Origin of the sequence: [Pantoea] beijingensis (assembly GCF_022647505.1) — a bacterium.
Lineage (GTDB): Bacteria > Pseudomonadota > Gammaproteobacteria > Enterobacterales > Enterobacteriaceae > Erwinia > Erwinia beijingensis.
The window spans coordinates 439,612-461,704 of the sequence record NZ_CP071409.1; the positions used below are offsets into that span (position 1 = coordinate 439,612).

Sequence of the window (22,093 nt, forward strand, 5' to 3'; positions counted from 1 at the left end):
TTCCGTAATAAAGAATGAAGGCGGTGTGTTCGAGTCTCTCAAATTATCACGACACATGTGCGTTGCAAAACGCCTGTGGGTTGTGAGGTTAAGCGACTAAGCGTACACGGTGGATGCCCTGGCAGTCAGAGGCGATGAAGGGCGTGCTAATCTGCGATAAGCGCCGGTAAGGTGATATGAACCGTTATAACCGGCGATACCCGAATGGGGAAACCCAGTGCAATCCGTTGCACTATCATGTCATGAATACATAGTGGCATGAGGCGAACCGGGGGAACTGAAACATCTAAGTACCCCGAGGAAAAGAAATCAACCGAGATTCCCCCAGTAGCGGCGAGCGAACGGGGAGGAGCCCGGAACCATCATCAGCTTGTGCATCAGTGGAAGCGTCTGGAAAGTCGCGCGACACAGGGTGAAAGCCCCGTACACGAAGATGCACCTGCTGTGAGTTCGAAGAGTAGGGCGGGACACGTGGTATCCTGTCTGAATATGGGGGGACCATCCTCCAAGGCTAAATACTCCTGACTGACCGATAGTGAACCAGTACCGTGAGGGAAAGGCGAAAAGAACCCCGGCGAGGGGAGTGAAAAAGAACCTGAAACCGTGTACGTACAAGCAGTGGGAGCCTCTTTAATGGGGTGACTGCGTACCTTTTGTATAATGGGTCAGCGACTTATATTCTGTAGCAAGGTTAACCGTATAGGGGAGCCGCAGGGAAACCGAGTCTTAACTGGGCGTTAAGTTGCAGGGTATAGACCCGAAACCCGGTGATCTAGCCATGGGCAGGTTGAAGGTTGGGTAACACTAACTGGAGGACCGAACCGACTAATGTTGAAAAATTAGCGGATGACTTGTGGCTGGGGGTGAAAGGCCAATCAAACCGGGAGATAGCTGGTTCTCCCCGAAAGCTATTTAGGTAGCGCCTCGTGAACTCATCTCCGGGGGTAGAGCACTGTTTCGGCTAGGGGGCCATCCCGGCTTACCAACCCGATGCAAACTGCGAATACCGGAGAATGTTATCACGGGAGACACACGGCGGGTGCTAACGTCCGTCGTGAAGAGGGAAACAACCCAGACCGCCAGCTAAGGTCCCAAAGTCATGGTTAAGTGGGAAACGATGTGGGAAGGCCCAGACAGCCAGGATGTTGGCTTAGAAGCAGCCATCATTTAAAGAAAGCGTAATAGCTCACTGGTCGAGTCGGCCTGCGCGGAAGATGTAACGGGGCTAAACCATGCACCGAAGCTGCGGCAGCGACGCTTATGCGTTGTTGGGTAGGGGAGCGTTCTGTAAGCCGTTGAAGGTGGCCTGTGAGGGTTGCTGGAGGTATCAGAAGTGCGAATGCTGACATAAGTAACGATAAAGCGGGTGAAAAGCCCGCTCGCCGGAAGACCAAGGGTTCCTGTCCAACGTTAATCGGGGCAGGGTGAGTCGACCCCTAAGGCGAGGCCGAAAGGCGTAGTCGATGGGAAACGGGTTAATATTCCCGTACTTGGTGTTACTGCGAAGGGGGGACGGAGAAGGCTATGTTAGCCGGGCGACGGTTGTCCCGGTTTAAGCGTGTAGGCTTGCATCCCAGGCAAATCCGGGGTGCTTTAAGGCTGAGGCGTGATGACGAGGCACTACGGTGCTGAAGTAACAAATGCCCTGCTTCCGGGAAAAGCCTCTAAGCTCCAGGTAACACTGAATCGTACCCCAAACCGACACAGGTGGTCAGGTAGAGAATACCAAGGCGCTTGAGAGAACTCGGGTGAAGGAACTAGGCAAAATGGTGCCGTAACTTCGGGAGAAGGCACGCTGGCGCGTAGGTGAAGGGACTTGCTCCCGGAGCTGAAGCCAGTCGAAGATACCAGCTGGCTGCAACTGTTTATTAAAAACACAGCACTGTGCAAACACGAAAGTGGACGTATACGGTGTGACGCCTGCCCGGTGCCGGAAGGTTAATTGATGGGGTTATCCGCAAGGAGAAGCTCTTGATCGAAGCCCCGGTAAACGGCGGCCGTAACTATAACGGTCCTAAGGTAGCGAAATTCCTTGTCGGGTAAGTTCCGACCTGCACGAATGGCGTAATGATGGCCAGGCTGTCTCCACCCGAGACTCAGTGAAATTGAACTCGCTGTGAAGATGCAGTGTACCCGCGGCAAGACGGAAAGACCCCGTGAACCTTTACTACAGCTTGACACTGAACATTGAGCCTTGATGTGTAGGATAGGTGGGAGGCTTTGAAGCGTGGACGCCAGTCTGCGTGGAGCCGACCTTGAAATACCACCCTTTAACGTTTGATGTTCTAACGTAGGCCCGTTATCCGGGCTGCGGACAGTGTCTGGTGGGTAGTTTGACTGGGGCGGTCTCCTCCTAAAGCGTAACGGAGGAGCACGAAGGTCAGCTAATCACGGTCGGACATCGTGAGGTTAGTGCAATGGCATAAGCTGGCTTGACTGCGAGAGTGACGGCTCGAGCAGGTGCGAAAGCAGGTCATAGTGATCCGGTGGTTCTGAATGGAAGGGCCATCGCTCAACGGATAAAAGGTACTCCGGGGATAACAGGCTGATACCGCCCAAGAGTTCATATCGACGGCGGTGTTTGGCACCTCGATGTCGGCTCATCACATCCTGGGGCTGAAGTAGGTCCCAAGGGTACGGCTGTTCGCCGTTTAAAGTGGTACGCGAGCTGGGTTTAGAACGTCGTGAGACAGTTCGGTCCCTATCTGCCGTGGGCGCTGGAAGACTGAGAGGGGTTGCTCCTAGTACGAGAGGACCGGAGTGAACGCACCACTGGTGTTCGGGTTGTCATGCCAATGGCATTGCCCGGTAGCTAAGTGCGGAAAAGATAAGCGCTGAAAGCATCTAAGCGCGAAACTTGCCTCGAGATGAGTCTTCCCTGACTCCTTGAGAGTCCTGAAGGGACGTTGAAGACGACGACGTTGATAGGCCGGGTGTGTAAGCGCAGCGATGCGTTGAGCTAACCGGTACTAATGACCCGTGAGGCTTAACCTTACAACGCCAGAGGCGTTTTGGTAGAGAGACGATAAGATTTTCGGCTTGTAAACGGATAAAGAATCAGTGGCGCAGAATGAGCGTCACGAAAAGAATTTGCCTGGCGGCACTAGCGCGGTGGTCCCACCTGACCCCATGCCGAACTCAGAAGTGAAACGCCGTAGCGCCGATGGTAGTGTGGGGTCTCCCCATGCGAGAGTAGGGAACTGCCAGGCATCAAATATTAGCGTGCTGATATGGCTCAGTTGGTAGAGCGCACCCTTGGTAAGGGTGAGGTCCCCAGTTCGACTCTGGGTATCAGCACCAGTAACAAATTAAGCGTGAGTTCGGTAAATAAAGAATTTGCCTGGCGGCACTAGCGCGGTGGTCCCACCTGACCCCATGCCGAACTCAGAAGTGAAACGCCGTAGCGCCGATGGTAGTGTGGGGTCTCCCCATGCGAGAGTAGGGAACTGCCAGGCATCAAATAAAACAAAAGGCCCGGTCGAAAGACCGGGCCTTTTGTTTATCTGTATCTTGCCGGTGAGCCCTCTCCAGAGCTGCCCACAGTAGAACGGGCAAGATAGCCCGTCATACAACACTCAGGTCTTGCATAAGCTGCAAAGAGAGTTTCTCTTAATGAATAACCTGAGAAAGAAATGCTTTTGTCCTCTCGGATGTGGGGTTAGAGAAGAATTTCTGTGGCGGAGCTTGCTCGACAATCTCTCCTTGATCCATAAATATCACGCGGTCTGCTACCGTACGAGCGAATCCCATCTCATGCGTCACGCACAGCATTGTCATTCCATCCTCTGCAAGGCCGATCATTGTATCCAATACTTCTTTTACCATTTCAGGATCGAGAGCCGAGGTCGGTTCATCAAACAGCATAATTTTGGGCTTCATACAGAGCGAACGTGCGATTGCAACACGCTGCTGCTGTCCGCCTGAAAGCTGTCCGGGGAATTTGTGTGCATGTTCAGCGATACGCACCCGTTGCAAATAATGCATGGCCAACTCTTCTGCTTCTTTCTTTGGTGTTTTGCGTACCCAAATGGGGGCAAGAGTACAGTTTTGTAAAACACTCAAATGCGGGAACAGATTAAAGTGTTGGAAGACCATACCGACCTCGGTGCGCACCCGCTCTATGTTACGTAAATCACCATCTAGCAGTGTACCGTCAACTACAATACGCCCTTGTTGGTGCTCTTCAAGGTGGTTAATGCAACGAATGGTTGTCGATTTACCTGAACCTGAAGGGCCACATAGCACGATGCGCTCGCGTGGTTTAACCTGCAGGTTAATATTTTTCAGAACGTGGAATTGCCCATACCATTTATTCACATCTTCCAGCGTAATCATCATTGTATCGCCGGAATTAACCATAGATTCAGTCATTTTAAACCTCAGTGTGGCGTACGCCCGGTGTGAAAACGCTTCTCCAGATATTGGCTGTAGCGCGACATGCTAAAACAAAACACCCAATAAGTAAGGGCGGCGAAAACATAACCTTCCGTCGACATGCCAAGCCATTCGGGATCGACAGTGGCTTGCTGCACGCTGCTGAAAAGATCGAAAAGTCCAATAATGATGACAAGGCTGGTATCTTTGAACAGGGCTATGATGGTGTTAACTAAGCCTGGAATAACCATTTTTAGTGCCTGTGGTAGGATCACCAAACCTTGCATCCTCCAGTAACCGAGTGCGAGTGACTCAGCTGCTTCATACTGTCCTTTCGGTAAGGCTTGCAGGCCACCACGGACCACTTCAGCAACATAAGCTGACTGGAAGAGAATCACACCGACCAGTGCACGTACCAGTTTATCGATACTGGTTCCTTCTGCCATAAATAGGGGCAGCATAACTGATGACATGAAGAGGACGGTGATCAGTGGTACTCCGCGCCAGAACTCAATGAAGATAATCGACAATGAACGCACTACGGGTAAGCGTGAACGTCTTCCCAGCGCCAACAGAATACCTAAAGGCAACGCGCCGGCAATGCCGACTGAGGCGATAATGAGCGTCAGCGTCAAACCACCCCACTGGCGAGTTTCCACGCGTTCCAGGCCCAGATAGCCACCGTAGAACAGGAACCATACGACGACAGGGTAAATAATTGCCCATACCGCAATGTAACGTCCCCGTCGAGGTATCTTACTGATAAACATTGGTATAATAGACAGTAAGCCAATAATCAGCGAAAGATTGATACGCCAGCGTAGCTCATGTGGGTAAAGGCCATAGATAAACTGGCCAAAACGAGCATGAATGAACACCCAGCATGCACCATCTTTGGTGCAATCGGCTCGTGTAGAACCTATCCAATTAGCCTGTACGATAAGCCAATTCAGGGCCGGAGGAATGATGGACCATATCAGCCAAAGGCAGAATAGCGTTAGTAGCGAATTGGACCAGCTTGAAAACAGATTTTTCCGGATCCAACGTAACACGCGGATAAACATATTTGTTGGCGCAGGCGGCGTCTCATGTGAAATAACAGTCATAATATTCCGTCCTCTTAGCGCTCAACCAGCGCGATTTTGCGGTTATAGATATTCATTAACAACGAAATCGACAGGCTGATAATCAGGTAAACCGCCATCGTGATAGCAATCGTTTCAATCGCCTGGCCAGTCTGGTTCAAGACTGTTCCGGCAAAAAGCGAAACCATATCCGGATAACCGATTGCTGCTGCCAGTGACGAGTTTTTGACAATATTCAGATACTGGCTGGTCAGCGGGGGAATGATGACCCGCATCGCCTGCGGAATGATGACCTGCCGTAGTGTTACCGGTGTCGGTAATCCAAGTGAGCGCGCCGCTTCGTGTTGACCATGAGGAACAGATTGAATACCTGAGCGAATCACCTCGGCGATAAAGGACGATGTGTAAATAGACAGCGCTACCGTCAGGGCTGCCAGCTCAGGAATTAACGCGAATCCCCCTCGAAAATTGAAGCCGCGCAGCTGTGGTATATCCCAGTGCATTGCTGCGCCATAAAAAACATGAGCTATGAGCGGGAATATCACCAGAATAGGAATCGCAGTCGGCCATGTGCGGCGTAACTGCCCGGTTTTTAACTGATGTTTACGATTGAAGCGATGCAATCCAATAATTCCCGCGATTGCTAGTAGCAATGCGATAATAAACGGGAAGGTTCCTGGAGAGTATTCAGGCCACGGAATATAAAGCCCCCGATTACTTACATATGCCAAATCGAACGCATTCATTGCCTGGCGTGGCCCCGGTAGATTACGCAGCACGGCAAAATACCAGAAGAAGATCTGTAACAGTGGTGGAATATTGCGGAACGTTTCAATATAGACATTCGCTATTTTACGTAGCAGCCAATTGTCTGACAGACGCGCCAGTCCAATAAAAAAACCGAGAAAAGACGCAAAAACAATACAGAGTACGGAAACCAATAGGGTATTAGTTAAGCCAACGAGAAACACACGGGCATAGGTATCGCCTTCAGAATAATCAATTAAATGCTGAACGATACCAAAACCAGCATTACGTTCCAGAAAACCAAAACCGGAAGTGATACCGCGATTGGCTAAATTAATCACAGTATTGTGAATGAGATAACCAGCAACAGCGAGAACCGCAACAATCGCGACGATCTGGTAGCACCAGGCACGTACCGCAGGATTGGTGAATGAAAGATCCTTTTTCACGGTTGGGCGTTGAGACATGTTGAAACCTCAGTAACGGAAATTCTGACGTGGGCACCGTAAATACTACGGTGCCCTGTAAACGAGGGAATTAACGTACCGGCGGAGCGTACTGGATGCCACCATCTTTCCAGAGGGCATTTTGACCGCGTGCAATTTTCAATGCACTGTCTTTACCCACATTACGGTCAAAGCTTTCCTGATAATTTCCAACCTGCTTAATGATGTTATAAGCCCATTTGTTATCAAGCTTTAGATCCTTACCAAAATCACCTTCAGCACCCAGCAGGTGAGCCATATCGGGTGTGGTTGGCTTCGCTGTCATTTGATCGACATTTTTCGAGTTAATGCCCATCTCTTCCGCGTTTAACATAGCGTTAAAGGACCATTTTACGATAGTGAACCAATCATCATCACCGCGGCGAACTAATGGGCCTAGCGGTTCCTTAGAAATCACTTCCGGTAATACAATAAATTCATCTGGCTGACCGAGTTTAATGCGCAATGCATAAAGCTGCGACTGGTCGGAAGCGAGGGTGTCGCAACGCCCGCTATCCAGAGCTTTTGCCGATTCGTCTGAGCGATCGAATGTAACGGGTGTATAGCTCATCTTGTTAGCTTTGAAATAATCCGCAACGTTCAGTTCAGTATCCGTGCCTGCCTGGATACACACGGTTGCGCCATCAAGTTCCTTCGCGCTTTTCAGACCGGCTTTATTATGAGTGAGGAAACCAATGCCGTCGTAGTAGTTTACGCCGGCAAATATAAAGCCCATACCGCCATCACGGGCAGAGGTCCACGTAGTATTACGTGAAAGTATGTCTACTTCACCCGATTGCAGTGCGGTGAAACGTTCTTTCGCCGTAAGAGGGGTGTATTTTACTTTCGTGTCGTCACCAAACACTGCAGCCGCAGCCGCGCGGCAAATATCCACATCCAGGCCAGTAAATTTCCCGCTGGCATCCGCGTAAGAAAAACCGGGCAGGCCGTCACTGATACCACACTGAATAAACCCTTTTTTCTTAATAGCATCCAACGTTGTACCCGCATGGGCCTGGTTAGCGATGGCAAAAAAAGCAGCAGTTGCAACCAGGGTAGAAAGCATCATTTTATTCATAAAGCATCCTGTGTGGTTTAATTGTTTTGTTATGTTTAAACCCGCAATATTTCAAGTCAGGCGCTATACGTATTTGCACGTAGAGCACAACACAGAAATCTGGTGTTGACTGGCTCAGCTGTAGTCACTTAACCGGTAAGTTTCCAGATCTTGTTGCATTGCCGCTTTCCTGCGACTCGAATTATTTGAGGAGTTATATGCACCATGAGATTGTGCATTTTTTCAGTCTGCGGCGGTCAGCCCTTCATGGTTCTGCAAAGTAAATGCCAAATTTGCAGGGCCCTGAATTCATTAGAAAGTTTTGCTAATAATCGGAAGTGATTGGAAAGTTTGTTTAATATGGCGCACCAAATAGAAGCAAAGCCAGATGGAGCGATCACAAATAGTGCAAATAGTTTCACTAAATAGAAGCAATGTGACCCGTAGCGCACTTGGTTATGTTTGTTTTTAATCGTCGGCGGGAAGGGCGTGCGATAAAGGAGGTTCCATAGCGTCGGCGAAAAGCGAATTTGCTTGAAGAGAAGGGTTGAAAGAGATTGACTAGAAGAAAGGTAAAAAGCCTGCCGTGAATAGACAGCAGGCTTTTTTAAGCGTGAACGTGAGACTAGTAGAGTGAAACAGCTCCATCAGGACGCGTCTTAAAGCGACGGTGCAGCCATAAATATTGATTGGGCGCGCGCATGATCTCACGCTCAATGACTTTATTCATGTAGGCTGCAGCCTGATGCTCATCTTCCAGTGGGTAGCCTTGTAGTTCAGGTTGGATTACTAGTTCATAACCCGCCCCGTTCTCTTTACGGATGAGTACCACGGTCACCATTGCAGGTTTAGCCATGCGAGCTAGCATATAAGTACCGCTGGTGGTTGCGGCCTGAGGGACGGCAAAAAGAGGTGCAAAGACACTGCCTTTCGGTCCGTAATCCTGGTCCGGCGCGAACCATACCGCTTCACCCTGCTTCAGAGCACTAACCATGCCGCGTAGATCGCGCCGATTAATCATCGCTTTGTTTGAACGCATGCGGCCTTTAGTCTGCACCCATTCCATCATTTTATTATTGTGTGGGCGATACATTGCCATCATTGGCTGGCAGATACCCATTGCTCGTCCGCCGAGTTCTAATGACATAAAGTGCACGCCAATGATAAGTGCACCCCGTTTGTCCTGCTGTGCACACTGTAGATTATGCAGGCCGTTAACTGTGAACCATCGTTTGACTCGTGCATCAGACCAGAACCAAGCCATACCGGTTTCCAGTAAGCCCATGCCTAATGATTCGAAGTTATTAACAATACGTTGTTCCAGAGCCGCCGAAGGTAAATCGGGAAAACACAACTCAAGATTACGGCGGGTAATACGGACACGACGCTTAAGAAAACGCATTGAGGTGCGTCCCATCCAGGTGCCGAGTTTTTCAATCCATGGGAAAGGAAGTTGGACTAACAGATAAAGCAGGCCTAAGCCAAACCAAGTCGACCAATAACGCGGGTGTAGCAAATCGCGTGAGAAGCATGGTGGCGCTTTTGGAGATTTCATTGTTCTCTCTTTATGCGTGAGTGGATGACGTAGCGCATAAAGACGTGAATCAGTCGCGGTACAGGGTTTTAGACAGCGTTAATGGCAGGAAGTTGATAGCTCTGTTGAAACTTTACACAAATCGGAGGAGTCCGACTAGAGGTGGGCGATAAAAAAGGCGCTAACCATCTCAAGTCGCGCCTTCATCACAATGAACCGAAACTTAGTTCATGCCATATTTTTTCAGTTTCTTACGCAGCGTACCGCGGTTAATGCCCATCATCAGGGCTGCACGGGTCTGGTTGCCACGGGTGTACTGCATCACCATGTCCAACAGAGGCTGCTCTACTTCAGCCAGTACCAACTCATACAGATCATTAACATCCTGACCATTCAATTGAGCAAAATAGTTCTTCAGTGCCTGTTTAACCGAGTCACGCAATGGCTTTTGGGTAACCTGATCCTGTGAGTTCACGGTAGAAACGGTCAGTACGTCAGAATTTACGCGTTGTTCGAACATATTTCTGTCAGCTCTTTATTTCTGTTTAGGCAAGTTTTTCGAAGTATGCTTCCAACGCCTCCAGCTGTTCGCCGGCATCCTCTATGGCGTTGAATGTGCGCCGAAACTGGTCGTTTGGGGCATGTTCCTGTAGATACCAGGATACGTGCTTCCGGGCAATACGGTATCCCTTGCGCTGACCATAAAAGTCGTGCAGTTCCCGTAAGTGCCCGATGAGCAAGCGCTTAACCTCTGCCAATGGCATTGGTGCCAGCAGCTCCCCAGTGTCCAGATAGTGCTGGATTTCCCGGAAGATCCACGGTCTTCCCTGAGCAGCACGTCCTATCATCAGGGCATCCGCCCCCGTATAGTCGAGTACCGCTCTGGCTTTGTGCGGGTCAGTAATGTCACCATTCGCGATAACAGGAATGGTAACGTTCTGCTTAACTGTCCGAATGCTGTCATATTCAGCTTCACCGTTAAACAAACAGGCGCGGGTGCGTCCATGTATTGTCAGGGCCTGAATACCACAGCGCTCAGCCAATTGGGCAATCTCTACGCAATTGCGATTATCTGTATCCCAACCAGTGCGAATCTTTAAGGTAACTGGAACGTCAACTGCATTTACCACCGCTGAGAGGATTGATTTCACCAACTCAGGATGCTGCAGCAGTGCCGAACCTGCCATCTTACGATTCACTTTTTTAGCCGGGCAGCCCATATTGATATCGATAATCTGCGCGCCGGATAAGGCATTAAAGCGTGCAGCATCAGCCATCTCATTTGGATCGCAACCGGCGATTTGCACGGTGCGAATACCGGGCTCGTCACTATGTACCATACGCAATCGGGATTTATCACTAGCCCACACTTCGGGGTTTGACGATAACATCTCCGATACGGTCATTCCGGCTCCCATACTATGACAGAGTGTCCTGAATGGCCTGTCGGTTATGCCGGCCATCGGGGCTGCTATCAAACGGTTACGAAGCTGGTGATTTCCAATGCGCATGAAAAAGAAGTGGCCATATATGTTCGCAAGGCGGCGTATATTACGCATTTTTTAAAAAAGATGAAAGGCCAAACTTTGAACAATTAGTGATAAGTAGACCAGGAACCACTTTTTGTTGTGGATGGTTCAATTATTTATTTTTAATATTCAATTAGTTAAAAAATAACGATGAAATTGCGAGCAAAGATTTTTCTTTTTTTGTGGCCGATAAAACAACATAAATCACGCTATCTGACATGAATAGCGCGATTTATGTCGGATTATCAGGCTAATTTTTAGCCAAAAAATGCTTAAAAAAGCAGAGCTTGTGCTGTGCTCATTTATTCAACAATCATGCGTCCGTGTAAGGGTTGCAAAGGGCGATTGTTAGCATGTTTCAACGCCTGTTGAAAAGCGGTAATTTGCGCTTTAGAAATGGTTTCCGGCTGTTTAATTACCAGCCAGCGTAGACCCTCGGTGCAGGGGGGGGTGGTCAGTGAGCCACTGAATCGGTAATAATGTTTATCCTGTGGGAAGAAGGCGCCAAGATCAATTACGGCCTCGAGTGGTTCCACTTTGTTCTGCGCTTTTGGCAGTTTTTGCAGAATGGTTTCCAACTGAGGATTAACCTCACCCTCTTCAAACATCACGGCGACAACAGCAACTTCCCCCTGTGGATTAGAATGGACAAAATGTGCTTCTAATGGGAAAGATTTCCCATTAATAAGGTTTTCACTCGGCGTATGAAAATGGAACTGCTGAAGCGTAAACTGCTGACCATCCAGTAAAAAGTCCTCACCGTCTTTTACCATCACCTGGATCGTATGACCATTGTTCACGATAGACTCGCTCTGTGTATGGAATACCATATCGAGCGGAGGTAAATTGCCTTTAATGACGTGATTTATATCGATTGGTGATTGAAAATGGCCTTTTTTGCAGGTCTGAAATTCATCACTCAGCTCGCTCCAGTGTTCTGGAGAACCTTTCCCTTCATAGGACCATACGGTAGCCGCGGGGGAAAGCGAAGGGGTGGAAGGTGATGCCTGGAGTGCGGGTGTACCCGCCAAGAAAAGAGTTAAAGTACAAATAAGTTTTTTTATCATCCCTGTAACATCCTTGATTTATTAAAGTTTATACCGCAGCTTGAACAATTCTCATGCTGCGGTATAAAGCATAACTAAAGGTGTTACTCGGGTATATTGTTGTTGCCCTGAACCGGGTGAAACAAGACGAGTCTCTAGTTTTTAATACCGGTAATGCGGCACCACTCCTCTTTTTCAGCCACGAGATCGAGTGTGAATTTATCGGCGTAGGCCTCGCATACGCCTGCCGCCTGGCTTGAAAGAACACCAGAAAGCCCCAAATGACCACCGGGTTTAGGTAGTACACTTATCTGTGGCGAAAGCTCTCTGAGCGGGCCCGCAAGGATATTGGCGACAACGACATCGGCACTCAGATTTTCCGGCTGCTGATGGGGCAAGTAGAGAGCCAGACGATCGCTGACACCATTGCGTTCAGCATTGTCCCTGCTGGCCAGAATTGCCTGGGGATCGATATCAATGCCAATAGCTTGTGCGGCACCCAGCTTGAGCGCAGCGATCGCCAGGATCCCTGAGCCACAGCCAAAATCAATGAGGGTTTTTCCCTGTAGATCCAGTCCGTCAAGCCAGGCTAAACAAAGCGCTGTCGTTGGGTGTGTACCGGTACCAAAAGCCAAACCAGGATCAAGCATAACATTAACGGCTGTTGGATCAGGGACATCACGCCAGCTAGGGCAAATCCACAGGCGCTCGCCAAAACGCATAGGGTGAAAATTTTCCATCCATTCGCGTTCCCAGTCTTTATCTTCAATCTGCTCTATTTTGTGATGAAAACCTTTATTTAGCAGCGGGTGAAATTGCAAACCGGCGACGACCTCGTTCATCTCGGTTGCCGCATCAAAAAGGCCAATCACATCCGTATCGCCCCACAGACGTGTTTCACCAGGGAGCGGCTCAAACACTGGAGTATCATGCGTATCCTGAAAAGTCACAGATACGGCTCCCTGTTCAATCAGCGCATCGCCAAGTTCTTCGGCATGGGCGCCGGTTGTGTTGATCTTAATTTGTATCCAGGGCATAGCGAGTCTCTTTGTTCAAAAAAGTTAATGCGTGGCCGCCGGGTTAACCGGGCGACCAAAAAGATTACCGATAAAAAAAGCGATCAGGCTAAGCAGCAGGGCCGGGACTATCGGATGAAAACCCAACGGTTGTATGCCAAAACTGGCTAGCAATGTATAAATCACTGCACCGCAGCTCATACCGCTCAATGCGCCAGCAGCGTTGGCCTTTTCCCAGTAGAGGCCCAGTACGAGCGGCCACAGAAACACCGCCTCAAGGCCGCCAAATGCCAGCAGGTTGAGCCAGATAATCATATCTGGTGGATTCCATGCGGCCAGCAATAATAATAATCCAAGCACTAACGTGATAGTGCCGGACATCTGTTTTAACCGCGCTTCATTTTCCATTTGCTGCGGCCGTAGACGAAGATAGAGATCTTTCACAATCGTTGCGGATGATTGCAGCAGCTGCGCATTGATGGTTGACATGATTGCGGCCATTGGCGCGGCAAGAAAGAGTCCGGCGGCAAATGGCGGCAGAACTTTCATCATCAGCGTTGGGATAACCTGGTCGGGGATCTTAAGATCGGGAATGATTGCCCGGCCAAGTGCGCCCGCGAGATGCATACCAAACATCAATACTGCCACCACGATGGTGCCAATAATAATCCCCTGATGTACGGCCTTACTGTCTTTATAAGAGATGCAGCGTACCGCCGTATGGGGCAAGCCGATAACGCCAAAGCATACCAACACCGAGAACGATGCAAGAAAGGTGGGATTGATCATGTTATCCACACCTTGTGGAGAGACAAGGCGTGGATCAATCGCCTGCAATTTGTTAATTGCGGCATGCATTCCACCGGCAGCATGAATCACAGCAAAGAGCAGCAGGAAGGTTCCAAGCAGCATCACCAGTCCCTGCATCGCATCATTCAGTACGCTGGCCCGGAATCCACCAAACGCGGTATAGAGCGCGATAGTCAGCCCGAAAATCAGCAGGCCGGTATTGTAGGGAATCCCAGCAGCCGTCTCCAGCAGACGCGCACCACCGATAAACTGTACCGTCATTGCGCCAATAAAAGCGATAAGCAGGCTCAGGCTGGCCAGCCATACCAGCAGCGTGCTGCCGTAGCGGGCATAAAGCATATCGTTAAGCGTCACAGCATTATAACGGCGGGCGAGAATAGCAAATTTTTTGCCGAGAACGCCCAAAGAGAGCCAAACTGCAGGTACTTGAACCATCGCCAGTAATACCCAGCCGAGTCCATATTTATACGCCGCACCCGGGCCGCCGATAAATGAACTGGCGCTGATATAGGTGGCCGTGAGCGTCATCGCTAATACGAATCCGCCCATGGATCGGCTACCGAGAAAATATTCATTCAGGAAGTTGCCTTCACGACGTTTACGCATGGCATAAATAGACAGGCCTGCAACCAGTAGCAAATAACCCAGCAGGGGGAAAATAACTTCAGCGTCCACGATCATCCTCCAGTGGAATATCGCGGAAAGCAACGCGAACCATCAACCAGCAGAGAAAAATAAACAGTAAGGGGATTATCAGGCAAGATAGCTCAAACCAGCGTGGTAGCCCGGTAACGCCGATCTCATCTCCTCCAAGCCAGGCGCTTAATGCCCAGGCGGAAAGATAAGCGACAGCAAGAACAACCGACCAGCGTGCCTCTTTATGTGCCTGCAAAAAGCGTGCATCCATAAATCAACCTCTACTTTTGCAGCAAAGAAAAAGGCCGGTAAACCGGCCTTTATAAAACTCAGCGGACAATCAGGTTTCCTGAAGGCCGAGTTTTTTCTCCAGATAGTGGATATTGGTTCCACCCTGCTGGAAGTTTTCGTCGGACATGATTTTCATCTGCAGCTCGACGTTGGTCTTAATGCCGTCGATGATCAACTCCGCCAGCGCGTTTTTCATGCGAGCGATAGCCACATCACGGTTTTCACCGTAGGTGATCAGCTTACCAATCATCGAATCATAGTACGGGGGAACGGTATAACCCGCGTAAATATGAGATTCCCAACGCACACCAAAACCACCAGGCGCATGGAAGCGGGTAATTTTACCCGGACTCGGCAGGAAAGTATTCGGATCTTCGGCGTTGATACGGCATTCCACTGCGTGGCCTTTGATCACCACATCTTCTTGTCTGATCGATAGCGGCTGACCGGCAGCGATGCGCAGCTGCTCTTTGATCAGATCAACGCCGGTGATCATCTCAGTAACGGGATGTTCAACCTGAATACGGGTGTTCATCTCAATAAAGTAGAATTCACCGTTTTCATACAGGAACTCAAAGGTACCCGCACCGCGATAACCTATTTCAATACAGGCTTTCGAACAGCGTTCACCGATATAGCGGCGCATTTCGCTGGTAATGCCCGGCGCTGGCGCTTCTTCAACGACTTTCTGATGTCGACGCTGCATTGAGCAGTCGCGTTCGGCAAGGTAGATCGCGTTGCCCTGGCCATCAGCCAGTACCTGGATCTCAATATGGCGAGGATTTTCCAGATACTTTTCCATGTAAACCATGTCGTTATTGAAAGCTGCTTTCGCTTCCGCCCGCGTCATGTTGATGGACTGTTCAAGGTCTTTCTCGTGGCGCACAACGCGCATACCACGACCGCCACCGCCACCGGATGCTTTGATAATAACCGGATAACCGATGCGCTTACCAAAAGCGCGGTTTTTATCCATATCATCGCCAAGCGGGCCATCGGAGCCCGGGACGCATGGAACACCTGCTTTTTTCATCGCATTGATAGCGGAAACTTTATCGCCCATCAAGCGGATAGTATCGGCTTTCGGGCCGATAAAGATAAAGCCAGAGCGTTCAACCTGCTCGGCAAAATCAGCGTTCTCGGACAAGAAGCCGTAGCCCGGGTGAATCGCAACGGCACCGGTGATTTCAGCCGCAGAGATTAACGCAGGAATGTTCAAATAACTTTTCACTGATGGTGGAGGACCAATACAGACGGTTTCATCTGCCAGCAGTACATGTTTCAGATCGCGGTCCGCGCTTGAGTGAACCGCAACAGTCTTGATGCCCAGTTCTTTACAGGCACGCAGAATGCGCAGCGCAATCTCACCACGGTTAGCAATTACAATTTTATCCAGCATGGTGGGCCTCGTTATTCGATGACGACCAGCGGCTCGTCAAATTCAACGGGTTGACCGCTTTCGACCAGGATCGCTTTCACAACACCGGATTTGTCTGCTTCAATCTGGTTCATCATTTTCATTGCTTCAACGATGCACAGGGTATCGCCTGCGGATACCTTCTGGCCCACTTCAACGAACGCTTTGGCATCCGGGCTTGGGGTACGATAGAAAGTACCGACCATTGGGGAACGTACGATATGACCACTGATCTCCGCGCTAGCAGGGGCTTCCATTACGGGAGTCGTTGCTGGCGCAACCGCGGTTGCCAATGCAGGCTGCTGCGGAGGAAGCGCGTAAGCCTGCTGCATCATTGGGTAACCCATACTGGCCGGGGAACGGCTGATGCGAACTGACTCCTCACCTTCAGAGATTTCCAGTTCAGCGATACCTGATTCTTCAACCAGTTCGATCAGTTTTTTAATCTTACGAATATCCATGAGTGTGGTTCCGTACTCTGTTTAATTAGAATTTGACAGGCGTTTTACTGCCGTCTGTAAAGCCCAGGAATAACCGTCGACGCCAAGTCCACAGATCACGCCGGCAGAAATATCAGAAAGATACGAATGATGGCGAAAAGGCTCGCGGGCATGCACATTAGAGAGGTGCACTTCAATAAACGGAATGTTCACCGCCAGCAGTGCGTCACGTAGTGCTACGCTGGTATGTGTGAATGCCGCCGGGTTAATGACGATATAATCGACGTTGCCTTTTGCCTCATGAATGCGATCAATTAATACATGTTCAGCATTCGACTGAAGATGACTTAACTTCACATTTAGCGCATTAGCCTGCGATGTTAAATCGTAGACAATTTCTGCTAAAGTTGTCTTACCGTACTTCTCCGGCTCACGCGTGCCGAGTAAGTTAAGGTTAGGGCCGTTCAAAAGCAGAATGTGAGAGTTAACTGCCATCTTGCTGCTATCTCCTGCAATAATTGAAGCAACGCGTAAAATACCTTGTGAAAATCCATTTGTCACCTTTCAGAGAGAAAAATGGACTTTCTTTGCCATCAGGGGCGGGCATTATAACGATTTCGTTGCAATTAGCAGCTGAATACTGATCTTATCAGCGAAGATTATCAACTGCGAGTCATGGCGGGGGGCTGTTGACCTCAGAATCTGTGTGCTGGAACACACATTAGCGCATTAGCGTGAGAGCCATTTACGGAATTTTTTATAGCGCCACACCAGCAATATGGCCGCAATCAGTGCATAGAGAATCGGCTGCGGTGACAGGATTTTCACTGACCACAGATAGTGAATAGGTGCGAGAATAGCCACAATGTAAATAAAATTGTGCAGCGTTTGCCAGCGACGACCGAGTTTGCGCTGTGCTTGCTGGAATGAAGTAACGGCTAATGCGAATAAAATACCCCAACTAATGATACCCAGCGTTAAATAGGGCCGCGAGAACAGCTCTGTTCCCAGTAATCCTAAATTGTTAATACCTAATTCAAGCACGGAATAACTGATCAGATGCAACGTTGCCCAGGCAAAGCACCATAATCCCAACAGGCGGCGTGTCCGAATCAATAATGGTTGTTTGCCATAACGTGCCAGCGGCGTGACCACTAAGGTTGCCAGTAATAGTTTCAACGCCATTCTGCCGGTGTAATGTTGTATATCCTTTGCCGGATCGGCGCTGAGCCAGTTCTGATCAATGGACAGGATTAGCCAGAGTAACGGTAAAAATGCTGCCAGATGTAGCAGCACTTTCAGGCCTGTAATCTGCTTTAATGTCAGGCGCACTCAATAGTTCTCCCGTAAATCAAGCCCACGATAGAGCGAAGCAACCTGTTCGGCATAGCCGTTAAATAACAATGTTGGTTGACGTTGTACATCGAGGATCCCGCCAGAACCAATGAAACGCTCGGTTGCCTGTGACCAGCGTGGATGATCGACATGCGGATTTACATTGGCATAAAAGCCATACTCATCAGGACCGGCAAGGTTCCAGGTGGTGGGGGGGCGGTCACGCGTTAGCTTGATATGTACAATCGATTTAATCCCCTTGAAGCCATATTTCCATGGCACCGTCAGGCGGATAGGCGCGCCATTTTGCGGCGGAAGTGCTTTTCCATATACGCCGGTACTCAGCAGTGTCAGCGGATTCATTGCTTCGTCCAACCTCAGCCCTTCAACATAAGGGTATTTTAACCCTCCGCCAATAAAGCGATCTTTCTGTCCAGGCATTTCATCAGGCGCGTAGACAGTTTCAAAAGCGACAAAGCGTGCATTGCTGGTGGGTTCAGCCGCTTTTAATAATTTACCCAGTTCAAAACCTACCCAGGGAATGACCATCGACCAGGCCTCTACGCAACGCATACGATAGATACGCTCTTCAAGCGGAAATCGCTTAAAGATATCGTCCATATCCAGGGTAAGTGGTTTCGCTACTTCACCATCAATACGCACTTTCCAGTCGGTAGTATTAAGGCTGCTGGCGTTGGCTGCGGGGTCGGCTTTATCAAGCCCAAATTCATAATAGTTATTGTAGCCCGACACTTTATCTTCCGGCGTCAAAGGAAGTGAGGACTGCCATTCTTCAGGACGAGTAAAATCGAGTGGTTTACCTGCCGGGGCAGGCGGTCGGTCATTCCCTTTAAACCAGGAGAGGAGATCGGCATGCGCCGCAGTGGGGAGCGCCATTGCCGCCGTGGTGATACCTAACGTTTTAAGAATATCGCGCCGCCGCTGATTGAAAAAGCCTTCAGGTGTGACGTCAGCGTCGGTCAATTTATTCACAGGCTTCATCAGAAGACCCTCAAAAGAGAATAGACGTTATCCAGCATGGTTAATCACGCGTCATCTGGCGAGCTTTTAGTGAAAAATATGAAATTTCCTGGGCGCGTTGCTTTGCGCCCGGGCTTCGTCTATCGAATCCTTACCAGGACACGCCCTGTTATATCATTATTAAGCAGTTTAGCCGCGAAGTCTGCGGCTTGCGCCAGTGGAATTTCGGTAGTTGCCTGTTGGTAGAAAGAGGTTGGGAGTGTTTTAACCAAACGCTTCCAGACTTCCGTCCGCCGAACGGCGGGCACCATGACCGAATCAATTCCCTGCAGGCGTACATTACGTAAAATAAACGGCATGACGGTAGTAGACAACGCAAAGCCCCCAGCCAGCCCACAGGCAGCAACCACACCGTTATAATGCATCTGCGGCAGTACATTGGCGAGCAACACACCGCCTGCCGTATCGATTACACCAGCCCAGCGTTGTTTTTCAAGTGGGCGGCTATCACCGGAGAAATCGCTGCGGGGAAGAATTTCACTGGCACCGAGCTGATATAAATAGTCATGAGTATGGTTGCGCCCACTGACCGCGACAACGCGATAGCCCAGCGCATTTAGCAGCGCAATAGCTGTACTGCCCACGCCACCGCTGGCGCCGGTGACCAAAATTTCACCGTTTTCAGGGGTAATACCACCTTCTTCAAGCGCCATTACACACAGCATGGCGGTAAAACCGGCAGTTCCGATGATCATCGCATTGCGTGCCGTTAATCCTTCGGGCAACGGGACCAGCCATTCAGCATTAACGCGTGCCTGTTCTGCTAACCCTCCCCAGTGGGTTTCCCCTACGCCCCAACCGGTAAGTAAAACGGATTGACCTGTATGAAAACGCGGATCTTCACTTTTATGTACGGTGCCGGAAAAATCGATCCCGGGGATCATCGGAAAGGTCCGAATAATTTTTCCTTTACCGGTAATCGCCAGTGCATCTTTGTAATTGATTCCCGACCAGTCCACATCAATGGACACGTTCCCTGCGGGTAATGCATCAGCTGAGACGTCTTTTACCGTCGCGCTCATTGTCCCTTCAATCTGTTCAAGAAATAATGCTTGCATAAGACTCCCCTGAAATATTTCCCATGATACGTAAAGGTATTCTCTAAAGACTATACTCGCCAAAAGAGTCTGTTTATGTCCGAAGGCAAACAAAACCCCATCCGGTTATGTTATTTTCTCCGTTTGCGTCGTTGGGTATGCTTACTGTCGGGGCTTCTTCACTGTCATTCACGTTCACTGTTTAATGACGTTTCTTATAACCGCAGTTAAAAGGCACAGGGATGCGATTAACTAACAAACTATCTGCGTTTATAACCTTGCTGAGTGCACTGGCGATGGTGCTAATGCTTGTCGGCTGTGCACTGAGTTTTTACTATCTTAGCTATCAACGGCTTGAGCATCGGGTCGAAACGATTTCCACCGAAATCGACAGTGCATTAATGAGTCAGACGCCAGAGGAGATCACGCCCTGGCTTCAAAGAATGATGATGCCGTTAAATATCGAGAACATTGAGATCCTTGACGGTGAGCAAACGATACTCACACTCTCACGCCACCAACACGCTCTGATTGATGACACACCGAACCGTTTTCATCAGTCAGAGAAGCAATTAATACATCATCCCACGATGGTTGTGCGAATCCTCTGGCTTGATCCGGCAAATACTTGGTTTAGTTCATATATTGGTGCTTCCACAGTGACGGCGGTTGTCATCGTCACTATCATTATGTCGCTGATTTTACTGACATCTCATCGATGGTTATACCGGCAGCTTAAAGGTATGGAAAATCTTGAGGCCCGAGCCCAAAAAATTGTGATGGGCGAACGCGTTGGAGTCGGATATGGCTCGGTGCATGAATGGCCGCCACTGGCTAGCGCGGCTCTCGATCTGCTATTAAACGATCTGCAGGAAGCGGGGGAGCAGCGCACGCGTGTGGATAAGCTTATCCGGGCTTTTGCCGCTCAGGATGCTAAAACAGGCCTTCACAACCGGATGTTTTTTGATAACCAGCTGGCGACATTACTGGATGATCCTGAGGATGTGGGGACGCATGGCGTGGTGATGATGATCCGCTTACCTGACTTTGACATGCTACGTGAGCGCTGGGGATATCAGGCGGTTCAGGACTATTTGTTCGATCTGGTCAATATGCTGTCGACATTTGTGATGCGTTATCAAGGCGCGTTGCTGGCCCGCTATTTCCGCAGTGATTTTGCGGTGCTATTACCGCATCGCACACTAAAAGATGCGGATAGTATTGCGATGCAACTGATTAAAGCCGTTGATTCGTTACCGCCAACCAGCATGCTGAATCGCGAAGATATGATTCATATCGGCGTGAGTGGCTGGCGTAGCGGGCAAACAACCCAGCAGGTAATGGATAATGTGGAATCTGCAACGCGGCAGGCCGCATTGCCTGGCGGCAATAACTGGTCTGTGAGTGAGGGAAGTACTCACTACGCCGGGCGGGGAAGCGTCAAATGGCGTACGTTACTTGAACATACACTCAATCGTGGCGGCCCACGGCTATATCAGAAGCCCGCTGTGCTGCAGAAAGGCAACGTTCATCATCGTGAACTGATATCACGGATTTTTGACGGTGAAAAAGAACTGGCCGCCGCCGAGTATATGCCGCTGGTGCAACAAATGGGCATGGCAGAAGCCTACGATCGCCAGATGATCATGCGGACACTATTTCTAGTCAAAGCCTGGCCGGAAGAGACGCTGGCGATGCAGATTACTATCGACTCTTTATTACAACGACCTTTCCAGCGATGGCTGCGTGATATGTTGTTGCAATGCACTAAATTACAAAGAAAACGTTTTTTATTTGAACTTGCGGAAGCGGATGTGTGTCAACACATCAATCGATTGCAGCCGGTGTTCCGTTTGCTTTTTGGATTTGGCTGTCGCGTTGTGATTAATCAGGCAGGTTTAACCATGGTGAGTACGGCTTATATTAAACAGTTCAAGGTTGAACTGATTAAGCTTCATCCGGGATTGGCACGCAATATCGAAAAACGCACGGAAAATCAGCTCTTTGTACAAAGTCTGATTGAGGTTTGTAAAGCAACAGAGACGCGTATTTTTGCTACAGGCGTCCGCTCACGAGCGGAATGGCAGACGTTATCGGACTTAGGCGTGACGGGGGGGCAGGGCGACTTTTTCGCTGCCTCTCAACCGGTTAACAGCAACGTAAAAAAATATTCGCAAAGATATCGAGTTTAGCCTGCCGTAAAGGGTGATTTC

18 protein-coding genes, 1 tRNA gene and 3 rRNA genes are annotated in these 22,093 nt (G+C 49.6%); 5 read left to right on the forward strand and 17 right to left on the reverse strand.

Annotated features, from left to right (window positions below; genetic code table 11):
* Positions 1-86 precede the first annotated feature (86 nt).
* From J1C60_RS02020 to rrf (J1C60_RS02035), 4 genes are all read left to right on the forward strand, one after another.
* A 23S ribosomal RNA gene (locus J1C60_RS02020) occupies positions 87-2,994 on the forward strand.
* Positions 2,995-3,093: 99 nt separating this feature from the next.
* Positions 3,094-3,209: ribosomal RNA gene (rrf, locus tag J1C60_RS02025) — 5S ribosomal RNA — on the forward strand.
* A 15-nt stretch (positions 3,210-3,224) separates the two neighbouring features.
* Positions 3,225-3,300, forward strand: a tRNA-Thr gene (locus J1C60_RS02030).
* A gap of 39 nt (positions 3,301-3,339) precedes the next feature.
* Positions 3,340-3,455, forward strand: a 5S ribosomal RNA gene (gene rrf, locus J1C60_RS02035).
* Positions 3,456-3,609: 154 nt separating this feature from the next.
* Here the strand turns inward: rrf (J1C60_RS02035) and J1C60_RS02040 are convergent.
* The 17 genes from J1C60_RS02040 to acuI form a co-directional block, all read right to left on the reverse strand.
* A complete protein-coding gene (locus J1C60_RS02040) occupies positions 3,610-4,371 on the reverse strand; it encodes an amino acid ABC transporter ATP-binding protein (RefSeq protein ID WP_128178667.1) in 762 nt (253 codons plus the stop codon).
* An 8-nt stretch (positions 4,372-4,379) separates the two neighbouring features.
* Positions 4,380-5,480, reverse strand: coding sequence for an amino acid ABC transporter permease (locus tag J1C60_RS02045; RefSeq protein ID WP_128178666.1), 1,101 nt, complete (start codon positions 5,478-5,480; stop codon positions 4,380-4,382).
* 14 nt (positions 5,481-5,494) lie between these two features.
* Entirely contained in the window at positions 5,495-6,673 is a 1,179-nt protein-coding gene (locus tag J1C60_RS02050; protein ID WP_128178665.1) for an amino acid ABC transporter permease, read from the reverse strand.
* A 70-nt stretch (positions 6,674-6,743) separates the two neighbouring features.
* Complete coding sequence (locus J1C60_RS02055) at positions 6,744-7,769, reverse strand: amino acid ABC transporter substrate-binding protein (protein ID WP_128178664.1); 1,026 nt, start codon at positions 7,767-7,769, stop codon at positions 6,744-6,746.
* A 604-nt stretch (positions 7,770-8,373) separates the two neighbouring features.
* Positions 8,374-9,303, reverse strand: coding sequence for a kdo(2)-lipid IV(A) palmitoleoyltransferase (lpxP, locus tag J1C60_RS02060; RefSeq protein ID WP_128178663.1), 930 nt, complete (start codon positions 9,301-9,303; stop codon positions 8,374-8,376).
* 202 nt (positions 9,304-9,505) lie between these two features.
* Positions 9,506-9,802 carry a DNA-binding transcriptional regulator Fis gene (fis, locus tag J1C60_RS02065; protein WP_000462905.1) on the reverse strand — a complete coding sequence of 99 codons (297 nt, stop codon included), beginning with the start codon at positions 9,800-9,802 and terminating at the stop codon, positions 9,506-9,508.
* Between the two features lie 25 nt (positions 9,803-9,827).
* Positions 9,828-10,793 carry a tRNA dihydrouridine synthase DusB gene (dusB, locus tag J1C60_RS02070; protein WP_128178662.1) on the reverse strand — a complete coding sequence of 322 codons (966 nt, stop codon included), beginning with the start codon at positions 10,791-10,793 and terminating at the stop codon, positions 9,828-9,830.
* A 320-nt stretch (positions 10,794-11,113) separates the two neighbouring features.
* A complete protein-coding gene (locus J1C60_RS02075; protein ID WP_128178661.1) occupies positions 11,114-11,878 on the reverse strand; it encodes a carbonic anhydrase in 765 nt (254 codons plus the stop codon).
* Positions 11,879-12,012: 134 nt separating this feature from the next.
* Positions 12,013-12,894, reverse strand: coding sequence for a 50S ribosomal protein L11 methyltransferase (prmA, locus tag J1C60_RS02080; RefSeq protein ID WP_128178660.1), 882 nt, complete (start codon positions 12,892-12,894; stop codon positions 12,013-12,015).
* A gap of 24 nt (positions 12,895-12,918) precedes the next feature.
* Positions 12,919-14,364 carry a sodium/pantothenate symporter gene (panF, locus tag J1C60_RS02085; protein WP_220485595.1) on the reverse strand — a complete coding sequence of 482 codons (1,446 nt, stop codon included), beginning with the start codon at positions 14,362-14,364 and terminating at the stop codon, positions 12,919-12,921.
* A complete protein-coding gene (locus tag J1C60_RS02090; protein ID WP_128178658.1) occupies positions 14,348-14,590 on the reverse strand; it encodes a YhdT family protein in 243 nt (80 codons plus the stop codon). Before J1C60_RS02090 ends, panF begins: the two co-directional genes overlap by 17 nt.
* Before the next feature lie 69 nt (positions 14,591-14,659).
* The gene (gene accC / locus J1C60_RS02095; protein WP_128178657.1) at positions 14,660-16,009 is read right to left on the reverse strand and encodes an acetyl-CoA carboxylase biotin carboxylase subunit; all 1,350 of its coding nucleotides are present in this window, start codon (positions 16,007-16,009) and stop codon (positions 14,660-14,662) included.
* 11 nt (positions 16,010-16,020) lie between these two features.
* Entirely contained in the window at positions 16,021-16,488 is a 468-nt protein-coding gene (accB, locus tag J1C60_RS02100; protein WP_128178656.1) for an acetyl-CoA carboxylase biotin carboxyl carrier protein, read from the reverse strand.
* Positions 16,489-16,509: 21 nt separating this feature from the next.
* Positions 16,510-16,962 (reverse strand): type II 3-dehydroquinate dehydratase, encoded by a 453-nt coding sequence (aroQ, locus tag J1C60_RS02105; protein WP_128178655.1) that lies wholly within the window; start codon positions 16,960-16,962, stop codon positions 16,510-16,512.
* Positions 16,963-17,196: 234 nt separating this feature from the next.
* Complete coding sequence (msrQ, locus tag J1C60_RS02110) at positions 17,197-17,799, reverse strand: protein-methionine-sulfoxide reductase heme-binding subunit MsrQ (RefSeq protein ID WP_128178654.1); 603 nt, start codon at positions 17,797-17,799, stop codon at positions 17,197-17,199.
* A complete protein-coding gene (msrP, locus tag J1C60_RS02115; RefSeq protein WP_128178653.1) occupies positions 17,800-18,804 on the reverse strand; it encodes a protein-methionine-sulfoxide reductase catalytic subunit MsrP in 1,005 nt (334 codons plus the stop codon).
* A 119-nt stretch (positions 18,805-18,923) separates the two neighbouring features.
* Positions 18,924-19,901, reverse strand: coding sequence for an acrylyl-CoA reductase (NADPH) (gene acuI / locus J1C60_RS02120; RefSeq protein WP_128178652.1), 978 nt, complete (start codon positions 19,899-19,901; stop codon positions 18,924-18,926).
* Positions 19,902-20,122: 221 nt separating this feature from the next.
* Here acuI and csrD point away from each other — a divergent pair, with 221 nt between their 5' ends.
* On the forward strand, positions 20,123-22,072 hold the full coding sequence (gene csrD, locus J1C60_RS02125) for an RNase E specificity factor CsrD (RefSeq protein WP_128178651.1): 1,950 nt from the start codon (positions 20,123-20,125) through the stop codon (positions 22,070-22,072).
* The last annotated feature ends 21 nt before the right edge of the window (positions 22,073-22,093 follow it).